General features: G+C 64.2%; 14 protein-coding genes. 6 read left to right on the plus strand and 8 right to left on the minus strand.

Translation table 11 applies throughout. The features are described from left to right. Window positions 1–49: 49 nt before the first annotated feature. The 3 genes from V8Z74_RS03820 to dapC form a co-directional block, all read right to left on the minus strand. Window positions 50–1,213, minus strand: a complete 1,164-nt coding sequence (locus V8Z74_RS03820; protein ID WP_066481587.1) for a PilT/PilU family type 4a pilus ATPase — start codon at window positions 1,211–1,213, stop codon at window positions 50–52. 191 nt (window positions 1,214–1,404) lie between these two features. Continuing rightward, window positions 1,405–2,238 (minus strand): 2,3,4,5-tetrahydropyridine-2,6-dicarboxylate N-succinyltransferase, encoded by an 834-nt coding sequence (gene dapD / locus V8Z74_RS03825; RefSeq protein WP_066481597.1) that lies wholly within the window; start codon window positions 2,236–2,238, stop codon window positions 1,405–1,407. A gap of 61 nt (window positions 2,239–2,299) precedes the next feature. After that, window positions 2,300–3,502 (minus strand): succinyldiaminopimelate transaminase, encoded by a 1,203-nt coding sequence (gene dapC, locus V8Z74_RS03830; protein WP_349708048.1) that lies wholly within the window; start codon window positions 3,500–3,502, stop codon window positions 2,300–2,302. 272 nt (window positions 3,503–3,774) lie between these two features. Here dapC and V8Z74_RS03835 point away from each other — a divergent pair, with 272 nt between their 5' ends. Next, window positions 3,775–5,319: a methyl-accepting chemotaxis protein gene (locus V8Z74_RS03835; protein WP_349708049.1), complete on the plus strand. Its 1,545-nt coding sequence runs from the start codon at window positions 3,775–3,777 to the stop codon at window positions 5,317–5,319. Between the two features lie 92 nt (window positions 5,320–5,411). Here the strand turns inward: V8Z74_RS03835 and rsxB are convergent, their stop codons facing one another. From rsxB to dusA, 3 genes are all read right to left on the minus strand, one after another. After that, a complete protein-coding gene (rsxB, locus tag V8Z74_RS03840) occupies window positions 5,412–6,098 on the minus strand; it encodes an electron transport complex subunit RsxB (protein ID WP_349708170.1) in 687 nt (228 codons plus the stop codon). A 24-nt stretch (window positions 6,099–6,122) separates the two neighbouring features. After that, a complete protein-coding gene (locus V8Z74_RS03845) occupies window positions 6,123–7,619 on the minus strand; it encodes a polyhydroxyalkanoate depolymerase (protein ID WP_349708050.1) in 1,497 nt (498 codons plus the stop codon). Window positions 7,620–7,814: 195 nt separating this feature from the next. Beyond that, complete coding sequence (gene dusA / locus V8Z74_RS03850) at window positions 7,815–8,849, minus strand: tRNA dihydrouridine(20/20a) synthase DusA (RefSeq protein WP_349708052.1); 1,035 nt, start codon at window positions 8,847–8,849, stop codon at window positions 7,815–7,817. Between the two features lie 137 nt (window positions 8,850–8,986). Between dusA and V8Z74_RS03855 the strand changes: the two genes are divergently transcribed. After that, complete coding sequence (locus tag V8Z74_RS03855) at window positions 8,987–9,181, plus strand: hypothetical protein (protein WP_349708053.1); 195 nt, start codon at window positions 8,987–8,989, stop codon at window positions 9,179–9,181. A 155-nt stretch (window positions 9,182–9,336) separates the two neighbouring features. On the opposite strand, the gene V8Z74_RS03860 is transcribed toward V8Z74_RS03855, so the two are convergent. Continuing rightward, window positions 9,337–10,893, minus strand: a complete 1,557-nt coding sequence (locus tag V8Z74_RS03860) for an MHYT domain-containing protein (protein WP_349708055.1) — start codon at window positions 10,891–10,893, stop codon at window positions 9,337–9,339. Between the two features lie 146 nt (window positions 10,894–11,039). Beyond that, window positions 11,040–11,675 carry a GntR family transcriptional regulator gene (locus V8Z74_RS03865; RefSeq protein ID WP_349708056.1) on the minus strand — a complete coding sequence of 212 codons (636 nt, stop codon included), beginning with the start codon at window positions 11,673–11,675 and terminating at the stop codon, window positions 11,040–11,042. A gap of 122 nt (window positions 11,676–11,797) precedes the next feature. Here V8Z74_RS03865 and scpA point away from each other — a divergent pair, with 122 nt between their 5' ends. Genes scpA through V8Z74_RS03885 form a run of 4 tightly spaced genes read left to right on the plus strand, consistent with a single transcriptional unit; the run spans window position 11,798 to window position 17,086 of the window. Next, window positions 11,798–13,978 carry a methylmalonyl-CoA mutase gene (gene scpA, locus V8Z74_RS03870; RefSeq protein WP_349708058.1) on the plus strand — a complete coding sequence of 727 codons (2,181 nt, stop codon included), beginning with the start codon at window positions 11,798–11,800 and terminating at the stop codon, window positions 13,976–13,978. Between the two features lie 15 nt (window positions 13,979–13,993). Then, complete coding sequence (meaB, locus tag V8Z74_RS03875; protein ID WP_349708059.1) at window positions 13,994–15,004, plus strand: methylmalonyl Co-A mutase-associated GTPase MeaB; 1,011 nt, start codon at window positions 13,994–13,996, stop codon at window positions 15,002–15,004. A 59-nt stretch (window positions 15,005–15,063) separates the two neighbouring features. Beyond that, on the plus strand, window positions 15,064–16,599 hold the full coding sequence (locus V8Z74_RS03880) for an acyl-CoA carboxylase subunit beta (protein WP_066483751.1): 1,536 nt from the start codon (window positions 15,064–15,066) through the stop codon (window positions 16,597–16,599). A 13-nt stretch (window positions 16,600–16,612) separates the two neighbouring features. Then, on the plus strand, window positions 16,613–17,086 hold the full coding sequence (locus tag V8Z74_RS03885) for a RidA family protein (protein WP_349708060.1): 474 nt from the start codon (window positions 16,613–16,615) through the stop codon (window positions 17,084–17,086). The last annotated feature ends 10 nt before the right edge of the window (window positions 17,087–17,096 follow it).

Below are 17,096 nucleotides of genomic sequence, written 5' to 3' on the forward strand. Positions count from 1 at the left end.
CCGGCAGACGCCGGCGTTTCCGACATTGTGCGTGAGACGGCGGGCCGCGTCAGAGCGGTTTTACGTCCAAAGTGATTTCCGTGAATGATGGCATATCGTCGTCGTCGGGATGTGTCGCCTCGGTTGCCTGGGCCGCGGCCTGGGCCACGCGCGCAAGGTCATTGTCCATGCGCCACATCAGATTGGTCGGCGAATCGGCATTGGCCAGCGCTTCGTCGCGTGTGATTGTGCCATCACCCACCAGCCTGGCCAGGGCCTGCTCGAAGGTCTGAGAGCCTTCGGCCATGGATTTTTCCATGGCTTCCTTCACGCCGGTGAAGTCGCCGCGCTGGATCAGGTCCGAGATCAGCTTGGTGTTGAGCATGACTTCCACGGCCGGGACCCGGCTTTTGGCGACCGTGCGCACCAGCCGCTGGGAGATCACCGCCCTGAGCGCCGAGGCCAGCTCGCCCAGCATGGTCGGGCGGATTTCCTCGGGATAGAAGGACAGGATGCGGTTGAGCGCGTGGTAGCTGTTGTTGGCGTGCAGCGTGGCCAGGCACAGGTGGCCGGACTGCGCATAGCCCATGGCGGCCGACATGGTGTCGCGGTCGCGGATCTCGCCGATCAGGATCACGTCGGGCGCCTGGCGCAGCGCATTCTTGAGCGCGACCTGCAGGGATTCGGTATCGGTGCCCACCTCGCGCTGGTTGATGATGGAGCGCTTGCTGCGGAACTGGTATTCGATCGGGTCCTCGACGGTCAGGATGTGGCCCGAGAGCTTTTCGTTGCGCTCTTCGATCATCGATGCCAGCGTGGTGCTCTTGCCCGAGCCCGTGGCGCCCACGACCAGCACCAGGCCGCGCTTTTGCATGATGAGTTCGCTGAGCACCGGCGGCAGGTTCAGCGATTCGCGCGAGGGAATCTTCTGGGAGATGAAGCGCACCACCACGGCATAGGTGCCGCGCTGGCGCATGGCGCTGATACGGAAGCGCCCCACGCCCGGCTGGGAGACTGCGATGTTGAGTTCGCCCGTGGACTGCAGCTGCGCTATCGCCTCGGGGGCGACGACCTCGGCCAGCAGGGCCAGCGGCGCCTCGGGCGGCAGGGACTGGTTATTGATGGGCACGCACTCGCCGTTGATCTTGATCAGCGCCGGCGCGCGGGCCGAAAGATAGACGTCCGAAGCCCGTTTGTCGGACATCAGGCGCAGGATTTTCTCCATGGTGCTCATCGCTCCCTCCGGTTGACTGTTTGACGACTCGTCTGTGTTTGGCCGCCTTTATACCCCGCCGCCGGACCGCTTTGGCGGGATCGGCAAGGCAAATGCACCGGTTGCGGTCCGGACAAAACAAAGGCCTGCCGCTTTTCAGCAGCAGGCCCGGGGCTGGGAGCGCACCGGCGCTCTCAGAACACTTGCCGTGTTCAGTCGCGCAGCAGGTCGTTCAGGCTGGTGGTGGAGCGGGTCTTGGCGTCCACGGTCTTGACGATGATGGCGGCGTACATGGAGTATTCCTTGCCATCCTTGGTCTTCTTGGGCAGGTTGCCCGACACCACGACGGAGCCGGCAGGCACGCGGCCGAAGGTGGTTTCGCCGGTCTCGCGGTTGAAGATGGGGGTGGACTGGCCGATGTACACGCCCATGGAGATCACGGAGTTCTCTTCCACGATCACGCCTTCCACGACTTCGGAGCGGGCGCCGATGAAGCAGTTGTCCTCGATGATGGTGGGATTGGCCTGCAGGGGCTCGAGCACGCCGCCCAGGCCCACGCCGCCCGACAGGTGCACGTTCTTGCCCACCTGGGCGCAGGAGCCCACGGTGGCCCAGGTGTCGACCATGGTGCCTTCGTCCACGTAGGCGCCGATGTTCACATAGGAGGGCATCAGGATCGCGCCCTTGGCGATGAAGCTGCCGCGGCGGGCCACGGCCGGAGGCACCACGCGCACGCCGGTGGCGGCGATCTGCGCTTCGCTCAGGCCCTGGTACTTGGTGGGCACCTTGTCGAAGAACTGCAGGCTGCCGCCTTGCATCAGGGCATTGTCCTTGAGGCGGAAGGACAGCAGCACGGCCTTCTTGAGCCACTGGTGCACGGTCCACTGGCCCACGCCCTCGCGGGTGGCCACGCGCAGGCGGCCGGCGTCCAGCTCGGCGATCGCATGCTCCACGGCATCCACCACTTCCTTGGGGGCAGCAGAGGGCGAGAGAGAGGCACGGTTGTCCCAGGCGTTTTCGATGATGGATTGCAGTTGTTGCGTCATGGTGGTTTGAAGGTTCGGGTCGATAAACCAGAGGTTGGGGAAAAAGTGAAGGCAGGCCGGGTCAGCGGCGGGCAGCGATGAAGGCGGCGATGCGCTGCGCGGCTTCCTGGCATTCGGCGGTTTCGGCCACCAGGGCCATGCGCACGCGGTTGGCACCGGGGTTCGATCCCTGGGCCTCGCGCGCCAGATAGCTGCCGGGCAAAACGGTGACGCCTGTTGTTTTATACAGCTCTTTGGCGAATTGTGCATCATCCATGCCCAGTTCCGCAGGAATGCCGGCCCAGAGGTAGAAGCTGGCATCGGGCAGCTTCACGTCCATGACCTCGGCCAGCACGGGCGTGACCTGAGCGAATTTCTCGCGGTACAGGCGGCGGTTCTCCTGCACATGGGCCTCGTCGCCCCAGGCGGCGATGGAGGCCGTCTGCACCACGGGGCTCATGGCGCCGCCATGGTAGGTGCGGTAGAGCAGAAAGGCCTTGAGCAGCTCGGCATCGCCGGCCACGAAGCCGCTGCGCAGGCCGGGCACATTGCTGCGCTTGGAGAGGCTGGTGAACATCACCAGGTTCCGGAAGTCCGTGCGGCCCAGGCGCGCGGCGGCTTCCAGGCCGCCCAGCGGCGCTTCGTCGTTGAAGTAGATCTCGCTGTAGCACTCGTCGCTGGCGATCACGAAGCCGTAGCGTTCCGACAGCGCGAACAGCTTTTCCCACTCGGACAGCGGCATGACGGCGCCTGTGGGGTTGCCCGGAGAGCAGACGAAGGTCAGCTGCGTGTCGCGCCAGACTTCCTCGGGCACGGCATCCCAGTTGACGGCGAAGTTGCGTGCCGGGTCGCTGGCCGCGTACCAGGGCGTGGCGCCAGCCAGCAGCGTGGCGCCTTCGTAGATCTGATAGAAGGGATTGGGGCAGATGACGCGCGCGCCCGGGCGGCTGGCGTCCACCACGACCTGGGTGAAGGCGAACAGCGCCTCGCGCGAGCCGTTGACCGGCAGCACCTGGGTTGCGGCGTCCAGCGCGATGCCGTAGCGCTGGCCGGCCCAGGCCGCGCAGGCCTGGCGCAGCGCCGGCATGCCGGCGGTGGCCGGGTAGACCGACAGACCCTGCAGCTCGCTGCTCAGCGCCTTTTCGATGAACGCCGGCGTGGCATGGCGCGGCTCGCCAATGCCCAGGCTGATGGGACGCAGGCCGGCCGGCGGCTCGATGCCGGCGAAGAGTTGGCGCAGACGTTCAAAAGGATAGGGCTGGAGGCGGGAGAGCAAGGGGTTCATGGTTGTATTTTATGAGCTGATGCCGTTTACGCATAAACAACGGTGGCTGCTTTAGGGTTAGCCGGGTGCTTTGTATTGCAAATTGTTACGTATGCTGTGCCGCACCATCGTCAACCAGCGATTTGCGCAGGGCAAACCTTGTCGGCGAGGTTTTACCAACGTTCCGGATGAAGGGTGTGTTGACCTGGCGCATGGGGCGGATGGCGGTTTGCAGCGAAATTGCACGGGCAGTGGATGGGCCAAGTGGCTGAATGCGAGCGGGAGAGGATGCAATGAAAGTCAGCGGGGGGCAGGTTGGAGCATCGGGGCATGGCCGGACCGGACTTGCCGGCGCGGCATGGCAGGCATGGGGCCGGTATCTGGGCTTTGCCTGGCTGCTGGCCGGGCCTTTGCCGTTTCTGCTGGCGCCAAGTCTGACACAAGTTCCGTACTCCAACGGGAAATGGGCCTGGTTTGCGGCCTGGGCCGTGGTTGCCGCGCTGTGGCTGCGCTTGCGCAGCCGTGAGAGCCAAGCGCAGTGGCAGGGCCTGCAGCAGGCAATGCACCAAGTGGCGCAGGGCGACCTGCGCCATGGCCCCGCGCTGGCAGGGATTGCGGGCCGTGGGGACGGGAACGCGGCCGGTGCGCTGCTGGCGGAAATGGTGAATGCGCTGTCGGCCATGGTGGCCGATGTGCGCAGCAATGCCGCACTGGTGGCCCAGGCGGGCCAGCAGCTGGTGAGCGAGCACGAGGCCCTGGCCGCTCGCACCGAGCAGCAGGCCGGCAATCTGGCACAGACCGTGGTCAGCGTGGAGCAGATCAGCGGCACGGTGCAGCACAACGCGGAAGTCGCCCATGCGGCGCATGCCAAGGCCAGCACGGTGCGCTCGGCGGCCGACGAGGGCCTGCAGGCCATGCAGCATGCCGTGGCCTCGGTGGAGGCCATCGAGCGCCAGGCCCAGCGCATGCGCGAAATCATTGGCGTCATCGACGGCATCGCCTTCCAGACCAATATTTTGGCGCTCAATGCCGCGGTGGAGGCCGCGCGTGCCGGCGAGCAGGGACGCGGCTTTGCCGTGGTGGCTGCCGAAGTGCGCAATCTGGCCCAGCGCGCCGGCGAGGCCGCACGGGAGATCCGCCAGCTCATCGGCGAGACCGTGCAGCAGGTGAGCCAGAGCACCACCCTGATCCGCTCGGCCGGCGAGGGCATAGGGCGCGTGACCCAGGGCATACGCGACGTGGCCCAGCACATGGGCGAGCTGTCCGAATCGACCAGCAGCCAGGGCACGGCGCTGGTGGAAATCTCGAACGCGGTGCGCGAGATCGACCAGATCACCCAGCACAACGCCCAGATGGTGAGCCATGCGCTGCACCATGCGCAGGCGCTGGAGCAAAGGGCCCAGGTGCTGTCGGGCGCGGTGTCGCGCTTTCGCCTGCAGCAGGGCACGGCCGAGGAGGCCGTGGCGCTCGTGCATGCGGCCATGCATCTGGCCCGCGGCGCGCACAGCACCGGCGCACTGCTGAGCACGGTGACAGACCCGGGCCAGCCCTACCATGACCGCGACATGTATGTGTTCGCGCTGTCCGGTGAGGGCGAGTACAAGGCCTTCGGCGGTAATGCGGCCAAGGTGGGGACACGGGTGCAGGACGTGCCGGGGATCGACGGCGAGCGTCTGGTGGCCGACATCGTGGCCCAGGCCGAGAAAGGACCGGGCTGGGTGGAATACGACTATGTGAACCCGTCCACGCAGAAGGTGCAGACCAAGATGTCCTTTGTCTGCAAGCACCGGGACCTGTACTGGGGCTGCGGCGTATACAAAAGCCTGGCCCAGGCCTGAGGCCGGCAGTGGCTGGAAGTGCTCCTGCAACAGGAGCTGTCAGCGCAAGCCAGCAAAGCGCTGGAGGTCGATCTGAGGCGAATCTTCCCGCCTCAGTTCGGTGCTCTCTGGGCGCGGGCGCGCGCGAGGATGGCCGCAATGGTGTCCTTCTTGCGCGAGGTGTCCTGCGCCTGCGCGGGCGCATCGGCGGGCAGGACGGCAGGTTCCGCGCCGGCCGGTGCGGGCACCGCCTCGTTGGCCGCAGTGCTGCCGGCAGAGGCCTTGCCGCGCTGCACACGTGCGCGGTGCGCGGCATAGCGTGCCCGGGCATGGTCGGCCTGGGCCTGGCTCCAGGCATCCCAGCCGGTGGCTTCGCCGCTGGCGTTTTCAAGCTGGATGCAGTCCACCGGGCAGACGGGAATGCACAGCTCGCAGCCCGTGCAGTGGTCGCTGATGATGGTGTGCATGCGCTTGTTGGCGCCCAGGATGGCATCCGTGGGGCAGGCCTTGATGCACAGCGTGCAGCCGATGCACCAGGCTTCGTCGATCACGGCCAGAGTGCGCGGCGCCTCGCTGCCGTGCTCGGCGCTCAGCGGCAGGACGGGCCGGCCGGTCAGTGCGGCCAGGCGCGCAATGCCCTGTGCGCCGCCCGGCGGGCATTGGTTGATGGCTGCTTCGCCCTGGGCAACGGCCCGGGCATAGGCGGCGCAGTCGGGGTAACCGCAGCGCGTGCACTGGGTCTGGGGCAGGACTGCATCAATGCGCGCAGCCAGTGCTTCAAGCGTGGAGGCTGCGGACATCGATGGGGTCATGACAAGCCTTTTCTAGGTTTTGATCTTTCGTGGATGTCGCCCCGTCTCCGGAGCGCCTGCATTGCCGTGGTGATGGCCCTTGGCCGTGCGGTGGGCGCCATGGGCCGCGGCATGCGAGGTAGCAGAGTCTAAGGCGTTTGCGGCCGCTGTTTTGTCTGCGTGCGTGGCCGCAGGCGCAACGGCATCGGCCGCATCCTCGCTCACGCTGGGTGCATGGCCGGCGGCGCTGGCTGCCGTGGCGCTGTCGGGCTGGTGCGCGAGGATGAAGTCGCGTACCTGGGGATAGACCACCTCGCGCCAGCGTCGGCCGCTGAAAATGCCGTAGTGGCCGGCGCCTTGCACTTCCAGATGCTTTCGCTGGTCGGCATCGATGCCTGTGCACAGGTCGTGGGCTGCGCGGGTCTGGCCTGCGCCCGAGATGTCGTCCAGCTCGCCTTCGATGGTGAACAGCGCCGCGCCGCGGATGTCCTGCGGGCGCACGCGCTCGATCTTGCCTTCGGGCGAGCGCACGTCCCAGGTGCCATGGACTAGCTTGTACTCCTGGAACACCGTGGCAATGGTTTCCAGATAGTAGTCGGCGTCCATGTCGAGCACGGCGTTGTACTCGTCGTAGAACTTGCGGTGGTGCTCGGCGCTGGCGTCGTCACCCTTGATCAGGTCCTTGAAGTAGTCGTAGTGGCTCTTGGCGTGACGGTCCGGGTTCATGGCCACGAAGCCCGAGTACTGCAAAAAGCCGGGGTAGACACGGCGGCCGGCGCCCGGATAGTTGGGCGGCACCTCGTAGATCACATTGTTCTCGAACCACTCGTAGCTGCGCGTCTCGGCCAGATTGTTCACGGCCGTGGGCGAGCGGCGCGCGTCGATGGGGCCGCCCATCATGGTCATGGACAGGGGCGGCGTTTCGCCGCGGCTGGCCATGAGCGAGACGGCCGCGAGCACGGGCACCGTGGGCTGGCAGACGCTGACCACATGGCACTGGCCGTAGCGTTCCTGCAGGTAGCGGATGAACTCCTGCACATAGTTCACATAGTCGTCCAGGTGGAATTCGCCCTCGGACAGCGGCACGGTGCGGGCATTCTTCCAGTCGGTGATATAGACCTTGTGGCCGCCGAGCATGCTTTGCACCGTGTCGCGCAGCAGGGTGGCGTAGTGGCCGGACAGCGGCGCCACGATCAGCACCACGGGCTGGCTCAGCATCGCCTGCAGCGTGGCAGGGTCGTCGGAGAAGCGCTTGAAGCGGCGCAGCTCGCAGAACGGCTTGTCGATTTCCACCCGTTCGCGGATGGTCACGTCCACGCCGTCGACGTCGACGCTGTGCAGATTGAATTCGGGCTTCTCGTAGTCCTTGCCGAGCCGGTAGACCAGATTGAAGCCCGCAGCCAGGCGCTGGGCCATGGGAACCTGGCTCAATGCGGAGTGCGGGGTGCTGTAGAGCTTCGAGGCAGCCAGCGCGAAGTCGGCAAAAGGCTCGACCATGGCGCGTTGCATTTCATAGAGCTGATAGAGCATGGAAAAGGCAATTTCGTTATGTTGCAGTGCAATATAACAGCAGCATTTGACATGCGAAGTAGTAAAAGCCCTTTCAGGATGAAACCTAGGTCTGACGGCCCGGTGGCGCCGCTTCCGATGTGCTAGAGCGCCTATGCTCCAGCCAACGGTTTATGGGAAAAGTGACGAAAGCCCGCTGCAGTAAAGCGCCATTAGCTATGCAAATGAAAGCGGCTCGCTGGCCTGCTGGGGCTTGGTGCGGGCCAGTTTCATGACTTCGGCCGGCGCCAGATGCTTGAGGCGGTGGTCGCTCCAGACCTGGCGCCAGCGGCGCGCGCCCGGCAGACCGTTGCGCAGGCCCAGCATGTGGCGCGCAATCGCATACCAGTGAGTGCCATGCGCGCGGGCCTCGCGCTCCATATAGAGCACCATCTGCTCCTCCACGCTTTCGCGCGTGCGCTGACGGCTGTCGTCGCCGTAGTAGAGAGCATCCCAGGAGGCCAGCCACCAGGGATTGTGATAGGCCTCGCGGCCAATCATCACGCCGTCGACCACTTCTAACTGCTGCTGTACCGTGGCATCCATCTTGATTCCGCCGTTGATGGCGATGGTCAGATGCGGAAATTCCTTTTTCAGCTGCGCCACGACCTCGTAGCGCAGCGGCGGGATCTCGCGGTTTTCCTTGGGCGACAGCCCCTTGAGCCAGGCATTGCGCGCATGCACGATGAAGACTTGGCAGCCGGCATCGGCCACGGTGCCGACGAAATCGCGCATGAATTCGTAGCTCTCGTTCTTGTCTATGCCGATGCGATGCTTGACGGTCACGGGCACGGAGACGGTGTCGACCATGGCCTTGACGCAGTCGGCCACCAGCGCAGCCTCGTTCATCAGGCAGGCGCCGAATGCGCCGCGCTGCACGCGCTCGCTGGGACAGCCGCAATTGAGATTGATCTCGTCATAGCCCCATTGTTCGCCCAGCCGCGCACTATGGGCCAGGTCGGCAGGCTCGCTGCCACCCAGCTGCAGCGCCACGGGGTGTTCCTCGACCTCGAAGCGCAGATGGCGGGCCACGTCGCCATGCAGCAAGGCGCCCGTGGTCACCATCTCGGTATAGAGCAGGGCATGGCGGCTCAGCAGCCGATGCAGGTAGCGGCAATGCTTGTCCGTCCAGTCCATCATCGGCGCAACCGACATGCGCCACATGCTGGACTCGGGAGAGGAGGGCAAGGTAGAGGTAACGGGGTCTGTCATGGATTCAGTTTCGGCGCCTGCCGCAGCGCTTGAGGGGATCGCTTCATGCGGCGATGCTGCGCGGCGCGGACCTTTTTACCGGAGCGCCATGGCTTGCAGGAGAGGGAATTATTGTGCCCAGAACGGCACACACTTTCATGGACAAGGATTTGCGCGGGGCGGGCAGTGCGTGGCGAAGAAAATCGGCCGGCAAACTGCTGCTTGCGGTCGAAAAGGGCGGATGCTGGCCCGCCGCTCTCCTGAGCCTGCGTTCAACACCTGGAGGGAGCATGACCGAGGCGTCACCAATCGATGCTTGGTTTATTGATTTTAATGTAACTTACATGAAATAAATAAAGCCATCTAAAAACAGGAAGTGCCAAAACAAGCCAAGTAGAACGAGGTCCACGCTAGCGTGGACCTGAAAACAATAAAGGTTCGGCTCGGCCTCGTCCTGCCGGTTGGCTTGGTCTGCCAGGTACAAAGGCGAGGAGGGCAGCCAGTGCAGCTAACTTGGGATCGCCGGCTGCAGCTGCTGTATGTCTTCGTAGCAGATGCCGATGTAGTGGTGCAGGCGCTGCTGTTCGTCACGCACAGCCGTGAGGGAAAGCTGGTGGCTGCGACCGCTGTGGAGCAGCGTCCAGCTGCCTTTCCAATGGCCGCTGCGGCCGATTTCGGACCAGACTTCGGGAAAGCCCGTACCGGCTTCCATTTCATCGCTTGCGTCGAAATAGAAAGCCGAAAACTCCTTGTTCCTGGCGGTTTTGAGCGAAAGGCCGCTCATACGCTCATAGGCGGGGTTGATGGCCACCACGCGCCGGTTGGCGTCGAGCACCACCACGCCTTCGAAGCTGTGTTCGAACACGGTGGTGGCGATGCGCAGCTGGCGTTCGATTCTTTTCTGGGGACCCAGATCGGTCAGTATGCCCACATACATGCGCTGGCCCCGGGCATCAGCCTGGCTCAGCGCCACGCGCAGGGGCACCAGGCTGCCATTCTTGTGCTGGCCGAGCACCTCCGAGATCCTGTTGCTCAAAGGCTCGGCGCCCCGGTTCTGGGCCTGCTCGTGCTTTTGCAGATATTCGGCAAGCTGGCCGGAAAGCGCCTCGGGCAGCAGCATGCCGACATTTTTTCCAATCACTTCCGCGGGTGCCCAGCCCAGGATATGTTCGGCGGCCGGGTTGTAGTCGAGCACCTTGCCTTGCGTGTCGATGCTGATGATGCCATCGGCAGCCATTTGCACCAGGGCGCGCAAATGGGCGGCATTCATGTCCTCGATCTGCCAGCGCCTGCGGTAATGCAGGTGCGCGTTGGTCTGCGCGATCAGGCCGCCGACAATCAGGCTCACCAAGGCAATCAGCAGCGCCAGAAGCAGCTGATTTTCCGTGGGGGACTCTTCGGGCTCGGCGCCCGGCATTTCCTGCACGCGCAAAGCCAGCATGGCTGTGTAGTGCATGCCGGCAATGGCGGCACCCATGACCAGAGTGGCCAGGATTTTTCCATGAAGGGTGAGCTTTCTGCGGGAGCCGGCGAGGCCAAAGCGTATCCAGAGCGCCAGCATGGCCAGTGCCATGCCGACGGCCAGCGAAAGCACGAAATGTCCGGGGGCATATTGCATCGTGGCATGCATGCGCATGGCGGACATGCCGCTGTAATGCATGGCCGCAATGCCGATGCCGACAATCGCACCCCCCAATATCAGCTCGATATTGCGCAACCGGGACTTGGCCAGCAGCATCAGCGCCACGAAAGAGGCTGCCAGTCCCGGAAGAAGGGAAATGACGGTCTGCCGCAAATCATATTGAATACTGGCATGCGGCGTATATGCGAGCATGCCGATGAAGTGCATGGCCCATATTCCGGTGCCCAGGCTCAAACCGCCGCTGGCAATGGCTCCCAGACGCAATTGGGGCGTCACGGCCTCGCGTGCCAATGCAGCCAGGCGCAAGGCCTGGTTGGAGGCAATACAGCTGACGCCCAAGGACAGCAATACCAGCCAAAGGTCGTATTTTCCTTGGACCAGTTCGATATTCGGGCCTTCGCTCCAGAAGAATGAGGGCGGCATGGGATATATCCTGTGGGACCGAATGCATTGCACATCCGGTCATGGCATAGCTTCCCACAATATCACCGGGTATTTATCGTGGATGTGTCAGAGCAGTCTTACGTGACGATTCATGACAATTGCTGTGGTGTGAATGGCGCTATTTGTTACGTGGCGGCCAGCAGGCCATTTTGAAAATGGGTGCGCACCGCCTCGGCGGCGGCCTGTGGACTGCGTGCGAGCAGGGCCTGCATGATGGCTTCATGCTCGGCCAGTGAATCCTCGATGCGCCCCTGCCGGAACAGCGATTTGTGGCGGTTGAGCTTCATGACCTTGCGCAGGTCGGCTACCAACTGGTTGCGCCAGCGGTTGTCGGCAATATCCAGCAGCTGCATGTGAAACTGTTCGTTGAGCGCGAAAAAACGCTCTGCATTGTGCGTGTGCTGCCTCAGCTCCTCATGCGTGCCGCGCAGCGCCGCCAGCTGCGCATCGGTGGCAGTTTCGGCAACCACGGCGGCGGCATCGGCCTCCAGCAGGCTCAGGAGGCGGTAGACGTCGGCAATATCCTTGGGCGACACCTCGGTCACATAGGCGCCACGCCGCACCTTCATGGTCACCAGACCTTCGGCGGCCAGAACCTTGAGCGCCTCGCGCAGGGGCGTGCGGCTGATTCCGTACTCCTCGGCAATCTTGAGTTCGTCGATCCATGCGCCAGGCTCCAGCTCATGCTGGAAGATGCGTTGGCGTAGCTGTTCGGCCACTTGCTCGTATAGCGCACGGGGTGTCAAAGTCGTTTTTGTCATCTCGTCGCGATTGTAAGTGCGAAATATTTTGAATTCATAATTATGAATAATGTACACTCGGCGGCAAGGTAACATATCGCGGAAAACACGCGTAGCGCACAGCAAGAGAGCAGAGAGACAACATGAGCCAAGACACCTCAAGCAAAGCAGGCCAGACGGAAGATTTCGCCCAGGCAGACCTCAAGACCTGGGCCAAGGCCGCCGCCAAGGCGGCCCCCGGGGGGGATCTGGACGCGCTGAACTGGGAAACGCCGGATGGCATCACCGTCAAGCCGCTGTACACGGCCGAGGATCTGGCAGGCCTGCCCTATACCAACACGCTGCCGGGGTTCGAGCCCTATATCCGTGGCCCCCAGGCCACCATGTATGCAGGCCGGCCCTGGACGATCCGCCAGTACGCGGGTTTCTCGACCGCGGAGGAGTCCAACGCCTTCTACCGCAAGGCGCTGGCCGCCGGCGGGCAGGGCGTCTCGGTCGCCTTCGACCTGGCCACGCACCGCGGCTATGACTCGGACCATCCCCGGGTGACGGGCGACGTGGGCAAGGCCGGCGTGGCCATCGATTCGGTGGAGGACATGAAGATCCTCTTCAACGAAATCCCGCTCGACAAGGTGAGCGTCTCCATGACCATGAACGGCGCCGTGCTGCCCGTGCTGGCCGGCTACGTGGTGGCGGCCGAGGAGCAGGGCGTGGCGCAGGACCAGCTGTCTGGAACGATTCAGAACGACATTCTGAAAGAGTTCATGGTGCGCAACACCTATATCTACCCGCCCAAGCCATCGATGCGCATCATCGGCGACATCATCGAGTACACGAGCCGGAACATGCCCAAGTTCAACTCGATCTCGATCTCGGGCTACCATATGCAGGAAGCCGGCGCCAACCAGGCGCTGGAACTGGCGTTCACGCTGGCCGACGGCAAGGAGTATGTGAAGACCGCGATTGCCAAGGGCATGGATGTGGATGCCTTCGCGGGCCGCCTGTCGTTCTTCTGGGCGGTGGGCATGAACTTCTACCTCGAGATCGCCAAGATGCGGGCCGCGCGCCTGCTGTGGTGCCGCATCATGAAGGGCTTCAACGCCAAGAGCCCCAAGAGCCTGATGCTGCGCACGCACAGCCAGACCAGCGGCTGGAGCCTGACGGAGCAGGACCCGTACAACAACGTGGTGCGCACCACCATCGAGGCCATGGCAGCCGTGTTCGGCGGCACGCAAAGCCTGCACACGAACGCGCTCGACGAAGCCATCGCGCTGCCCACCGAATTCTCGGCCCGCATCGCGCGCAACACCCAGCTCATCATTCAGGAAGAGACCCACATCACCAATGTGATCGACCCCTGGGCCGGCAGCTACATGATGGAAAAGCTCACCCAGGACATGGCCGATGCCGCCTGGAAGATCATCGAGGAAGTGGATGCCATGGGCGGCATGACCCAGGCCGTGGACAGCGGCTGGGCCAAGCTCAAGATCGAGGCCGCGGCCGCCGAAAAGCAGGCGCGCATCGACTCGGGCAAGGAAGTCATCGTCGGCGTCAACAAATACAAGCTGGCCAAGGAAGACCCGGTCGACATCCTCGAGGTGGACAATGTCAAGGTGCGCGACAGCCAGATCGCCCGCCTCAAGAATATCAAGCAAAAACGCGATCAAGCCAAGGTGGAGCAAGCGCTGGCTGCTCTCACAAGTGCAGCAGAGTCCGGTGAAGGCAATCTGCTGGATCTGTCCATCAAGGCCGTGCGCCTGCGCGCCACGGTGGGTGAAGTCTCCGACGCGCTGGAAAAGGCCTTTGGCCGCCACCGTGCCGATACGCAAAAGGTGACCGGTGTGTACGCAGCCGCCTACGACTCGGCCGAAGGCTGGGACAAGCTCAAGACCGAGATCAATGCGGCATCCGAAACGCTGGGCCGCCGCCCGCGCGTGATGATCGCCAAGCTGGGCCAGGACGGCCACGACCGCGGCGCCAAGGTGGTGGCCACCGCCTTTGCCGACTTGGGCTTCGACGTGGACATGGGCCCGCTGTTCCAGACCCCCGAGGAATGCGCGCGCCAGGCCATCGAGAACGACGTGCATGCCGTGGGTGTGTCCACGCTGGCCGCCGGCCACAAGACGCTGGTGCCGGCCATCATCGAGGAGCTGAAGAAGCAGGGCGCGGACGACATCATCGTCTTCGTCGGCGGCGTGATCCCGGCGCAGGACTACGACTTCCTCTACAACGCCGGCGTCAAGGGCGTCTATGGCCCCGGCACGCCGATCCCGGCCAGCGCCAAGGACGTGCTGGAGCAGATCAAGAAGGCCAACGGCCTGTAAGTGCCTTCGCGAGCAATGACACCCGAGCAAATGCAGGACGGCATTCTGCACGGCAGCCCTGCCGTGCGGCGCCGCTCCATGGCTAAGGCCATCACCCTGCTGGAATCCTCGCGCGCCGATCACCGTGACCAGGCCGACGGCCTGCTTACGGCCCTGCTGCCGCACACGGGCAAGGCGTTTCGCCTGGGCATCAGCGGCGTGCCGGGCGTGGGCAAGTCCACCTTCATCGAAGCGCTGGGCCTGTACCTGATCGCCCAGGGCCTCCAGGTCGCCGTGCTGGCCATCGATCCTTCGTCCACCGTGTCGGGCGGCTCCATCCTGGGCGACAAGACACGCATGGAGCAACTCTCGGTCAACGAGAAGGCCTACATCCGCCCCAGTCCCTCCAGCGGCACGCTGGGCGGCGTGGCCGAGAAGACGCGGGAGGCCATGCTGGTCTGCGAGGCCGCCGGCTACGACGTGGTCATTGTCGAGACCGTGGGCGTGGGCCAGAGCGAGATTGCCGTGCACGGCATGACCGACATGTTCTGCGTGCTGCAGCTGCCCAACGCGGGCGACGACCTGCAGGCCATCAAGAAGGGCGTGATGGAGCTGGCCGACCTCGTGGTCATCAACAAGGCCGACATCGACCCCAACGCCGCCACGCGGGCCCAGGCGCAGATCACCTCGAGCCTGCGCCTCCTGGGCATGCACGGCAACCCCGACCATGCCACCGGCGGCGCGCTGTGGCAGCCGCGCGTGCTGCAGATCAGCGCCTTGCTGGGCCAGGGCGTGGAAGGCTTCTGGGCCGCGGTCGGCCAGTTCAGGCAGCTGCAGACGGCCAACGGCCGCCTGCAGCTGCGCCGCGAGAAGCAGGCCCTGGCCTGGATGTGGGAGCGCATCGACTTCGGGCTCAAGCAGGCGTTTCGCCAGCATCCGCAGGTCAAGGCGCTTTTGCCCGGCCTGCAGGCCGAGGTGGCCGCAGGCCGCATCGCGGCCAGTACCGCGGCAAGAAATCTGCTTGCAGTCCATGCGCAGCAAGCGTAGACAGCTCATATAAACGTAGCATCAGAGACAAGACAACCCGATCACATCAGAGGACGAGCATGCAAGAAGACATCCTGAAGCAGCTGGAGGCCAAGCGCGAGCGCGCGAGGCTGGGTGGGGGACAAAAGCGCATCGACGCGCAGCACGGCAAGGGCAAGCTCACGGCGCGCGAGCGCATCGAACTGCTGCTGGACGACGGCACGTTCGAGGAATGGGACATGTTCGTCGAGCACCGCTGCACCGACTTCGGCATGGCCGAGCAGAAGATCCCCGGCGACGGCGTGGTCACGGGCTACGGCATGATCAACGGCCGTCTGGTCTTCGTGTTCAGCCAGGACTTCACGGTTTTCGGCGGCGCGCTGTCCGAAACGCATGCCGAGAAGATCTGCAAGATCATGGACCAGGCCATGAAGGTGGGTGCGCCGGTGATCGGCCTGAACGACTCGGGCGGCGCGCGCATCCAGGAAGGCGTGGCATCGCTGGGCGGCTATGCGGACGTGTTCCAGAAGAACGTGCTGGCCTCGGGCGTGGTGCCGCAGATTTCCATGATCATGGGCCCCAGCGCCGGCGGTGCCGTGTACTCGCCGGCCATGACGGACTTCATCTTCATGGTCAAGGACAGCTCCTACATGTTCGTGACCGGCCCCGAGGTGGTGAAGACCGTCACGCACGAGGAAGTCACGGCTGAGGAACTGGGCGGCGCCATCACCCACACCACCAAGAGCGGCGTGGCCGACATGGCCTTCGACAACGATGTGGAGGCGCTGATGATGCTGCGCCGGCTCTACAACTACCTGCCGCTCAACAACCGCGAAAAGGCCCCCGTGCGCCAGACCACCGATCCGGCCGACCGTGCCGATCGTTCGCTGGACACGCTGGTGCCCGAGAATCCCAACAAGCCCTACGACATGAAGGAGCTGATTCTCAAGACCGTGGACGACGGCGATTTCTTCGAACTGCAGCCCGACTACGCCAAGAACATCCTCATCGGCTTCGCCCGCATGGCCGGGCAGACCGTGGGCATCGTGGCCAACCAGCCCCTGGTGCTGGCCGGCTGCCTGGACATCAAGAGCTCCATCAAGGCCGCGCGCTTCGTGCGCTTTTGCGATGCCTTCAACATCCCCGTGGTCACCTTCGTGGACGTGCCCGGCTTCATGCCCGGCACCAGCCAGGAATACGGCGGCATCATCAAGCACGGCGCCAAGCTGCTCTACGCCTACGCCGAGGCCACGGTCCCCAAGATCACCGTCATCACGCGCAAGGCCTACGGCGGTGCCTATGACGTGATGGCCTCCAAGCATCTGCGCGGCGACGTGAACCTGGCCTGGCCCTATGCCGAGATCGCCGTGATGGGCGCCAAGGGCGCGGTGGAGATCATCTTCCGCGAGGACAAGAACGACCCCGAAAAGCTCGCCGCCCGCGAGGCCGAGTACAAGGCCCGCTTCGCCAATCCCTTCGTGGCCGGCGCGCGCGGCTTCATCGACGACGTGATCCAGCCGCACGAGACACGCAAGCGCATCTGCCGCTCGCTGGAGATGCTCAAGAACAAGCAGCTCGAGAATCCGTGGCGCAAGCACGGAAACATTCCGCTCTGAAGGAGCGTGCGCGATGAATGCAGATCAACGTTTTGACGAATTGGCCCGGCGCCTGGGCTATTCATTCGATGGCGAAATCAAGATCGGCGGCAACTACACGCCCTTGGTCGTGGATGCAGGGGTGGCCTATGTCAGCGGCCAGGTGCCCCGCGTAGGCGATAGCGTCGTCGTCACCGGCCGCGTGGGTGCCGATGTTTCGCTGGAACAGGCGCAACTGGCCGCCAGGATCTGTGCGATGCGCGCCCTGGCGCTGCTGCGTCGCCAGTTCGGCAGCCTGGAGCAGGTGAGCCGCATTCTGCGCATCACGGTTTTCGTGCAATGCACCGAATCGTTCACGCTCCAAAGCGAAGTGTCGGACGGCGCTTCCGCCGTGCTATTGGATGTGCTCGGTGAAGCGGGACAGCACTCCCGTACGTCCGTCGGCGTATTCCAGTTGCCCAAGAACGCCAGCGTCGAGCTGGATCTGATCGCCTCCACCAAGGCTTGACGCGCTCTTT

Origin of the sequence: Comamonas sp. w2-DMI (genome assembly GCF_040187735.1) — a bacterium.
Lineage (GTDB): Bacteria > Pseudomonadota > Gammaproteobacteria > Burkholderiales > Burkholderiaceae_C > Comamonas > Comamonas terrae.

What these genes read in the sequence shown, in the direction of transcription:
- V8Z74_RS03820 (WP_066481587.1), bottom strand. Translation starts at nt 1,213, where the DNA reads ATGAGCACCATGGAGAAAATCCTGCGCCTGATGTCCGACAAACGGGCT.
- dapD (WP_066481597.1), bottom strand. Translation starts at nt 2,238, where the DNA reads ATGACGCAACAACTGCAATCCATCATCGAAAACGCCTGGGACAACCGT.
- dapC (WP_349708048.1), bottom strand. Translation starts at nt 3,502, where the DNA reads ATGAACCCCTTGCTCTCCCGCCTCCAGCCCTATCCTTTTGAACGTCTG.
- V8Z74_RS03835 (WP_349708049.1), top strand. Translation starts at nt 3,775, where the DNA reads ATGAAAGTCAGCGGGGGGCAGGTTGGAGCATCGGGGCATGGCCGGACC.
- rsxB (WP_349708170.1), bottom strand. Translation starts at nt 6,098, where the DNA reads ATGTCCGCAGCCTCCACGCTTGAAGCACTGGCTGCGCGCATTGATGCA.
- V8Z74_RS03845 (WP_349708050.1), bottom strand. Translation starts at nt 7,619, where the DNA reads ATGCTCTATCAGCTCTATGAAATGCAACGCGCCATGGTCGAGCCTTTT.
- dusA (WP_349708052.1), bottom strand. Translation starts at nt 8,849, where the DNA reads ATGACAGACCCCGTTACCTCTACCTTGCCCTCCTCTCCCGAGTCCAGC.
- V8Z74_RS03855 (WP_349708053.1), top strand. Translation starts at nt 8,987, where the DNA reads ATGGACAAGGATTTGCGCGGGGCGGGCAGTGCGTGGCGAAGAAAATCG.
- V8Z74_RS03860 (WP_349708055.1), bottom strand. Translation starts at nt 10,893, where the DNA reads ATGCCGCCCTCATTCTTCTGGAGCGAAGGCCCGAATATCGAACTGGTC.
- V8Z74_RS03865 (WP_349708056.1), bottom strand. Translation starts at nt 11,675, where the DNA reads ATGACAAAAACGACTTTGACACCCCGTGCGCTATACGAGCAAGTGGCC.
- scpA (WP_349708058.1), top strand. Translation starts at nt 11,798, where the DNA reads ATGAGCCAAGACACCTCAAGCAAAGCAGGCCAGACGGAAGATTTCGCC.
- meaB (WP_349708059.1), top strand. Translation starts at nt 13,994, where the DNA reads ATGACACCCGAGCAAATGCAGGACGGCATTCTGCACGGCAGCCCTGCC.
- V8Z74_RS03880 (WP_066483751.1), top strand. Translation starts at nt 15,064, where the DNA reads ATGCAAGAAGACATCCTGAAGCAGCTGGAGGCCAAGCGCGAGCGCGCG.
- V8Z74_RS03885 (WP_349708060.1), top strand. Translation starts at nt 16,613, where the DNA reads ATGAATGCAGATCAACGTTTTGACGAATTGGCCCGGCGCCTGGGCTAT.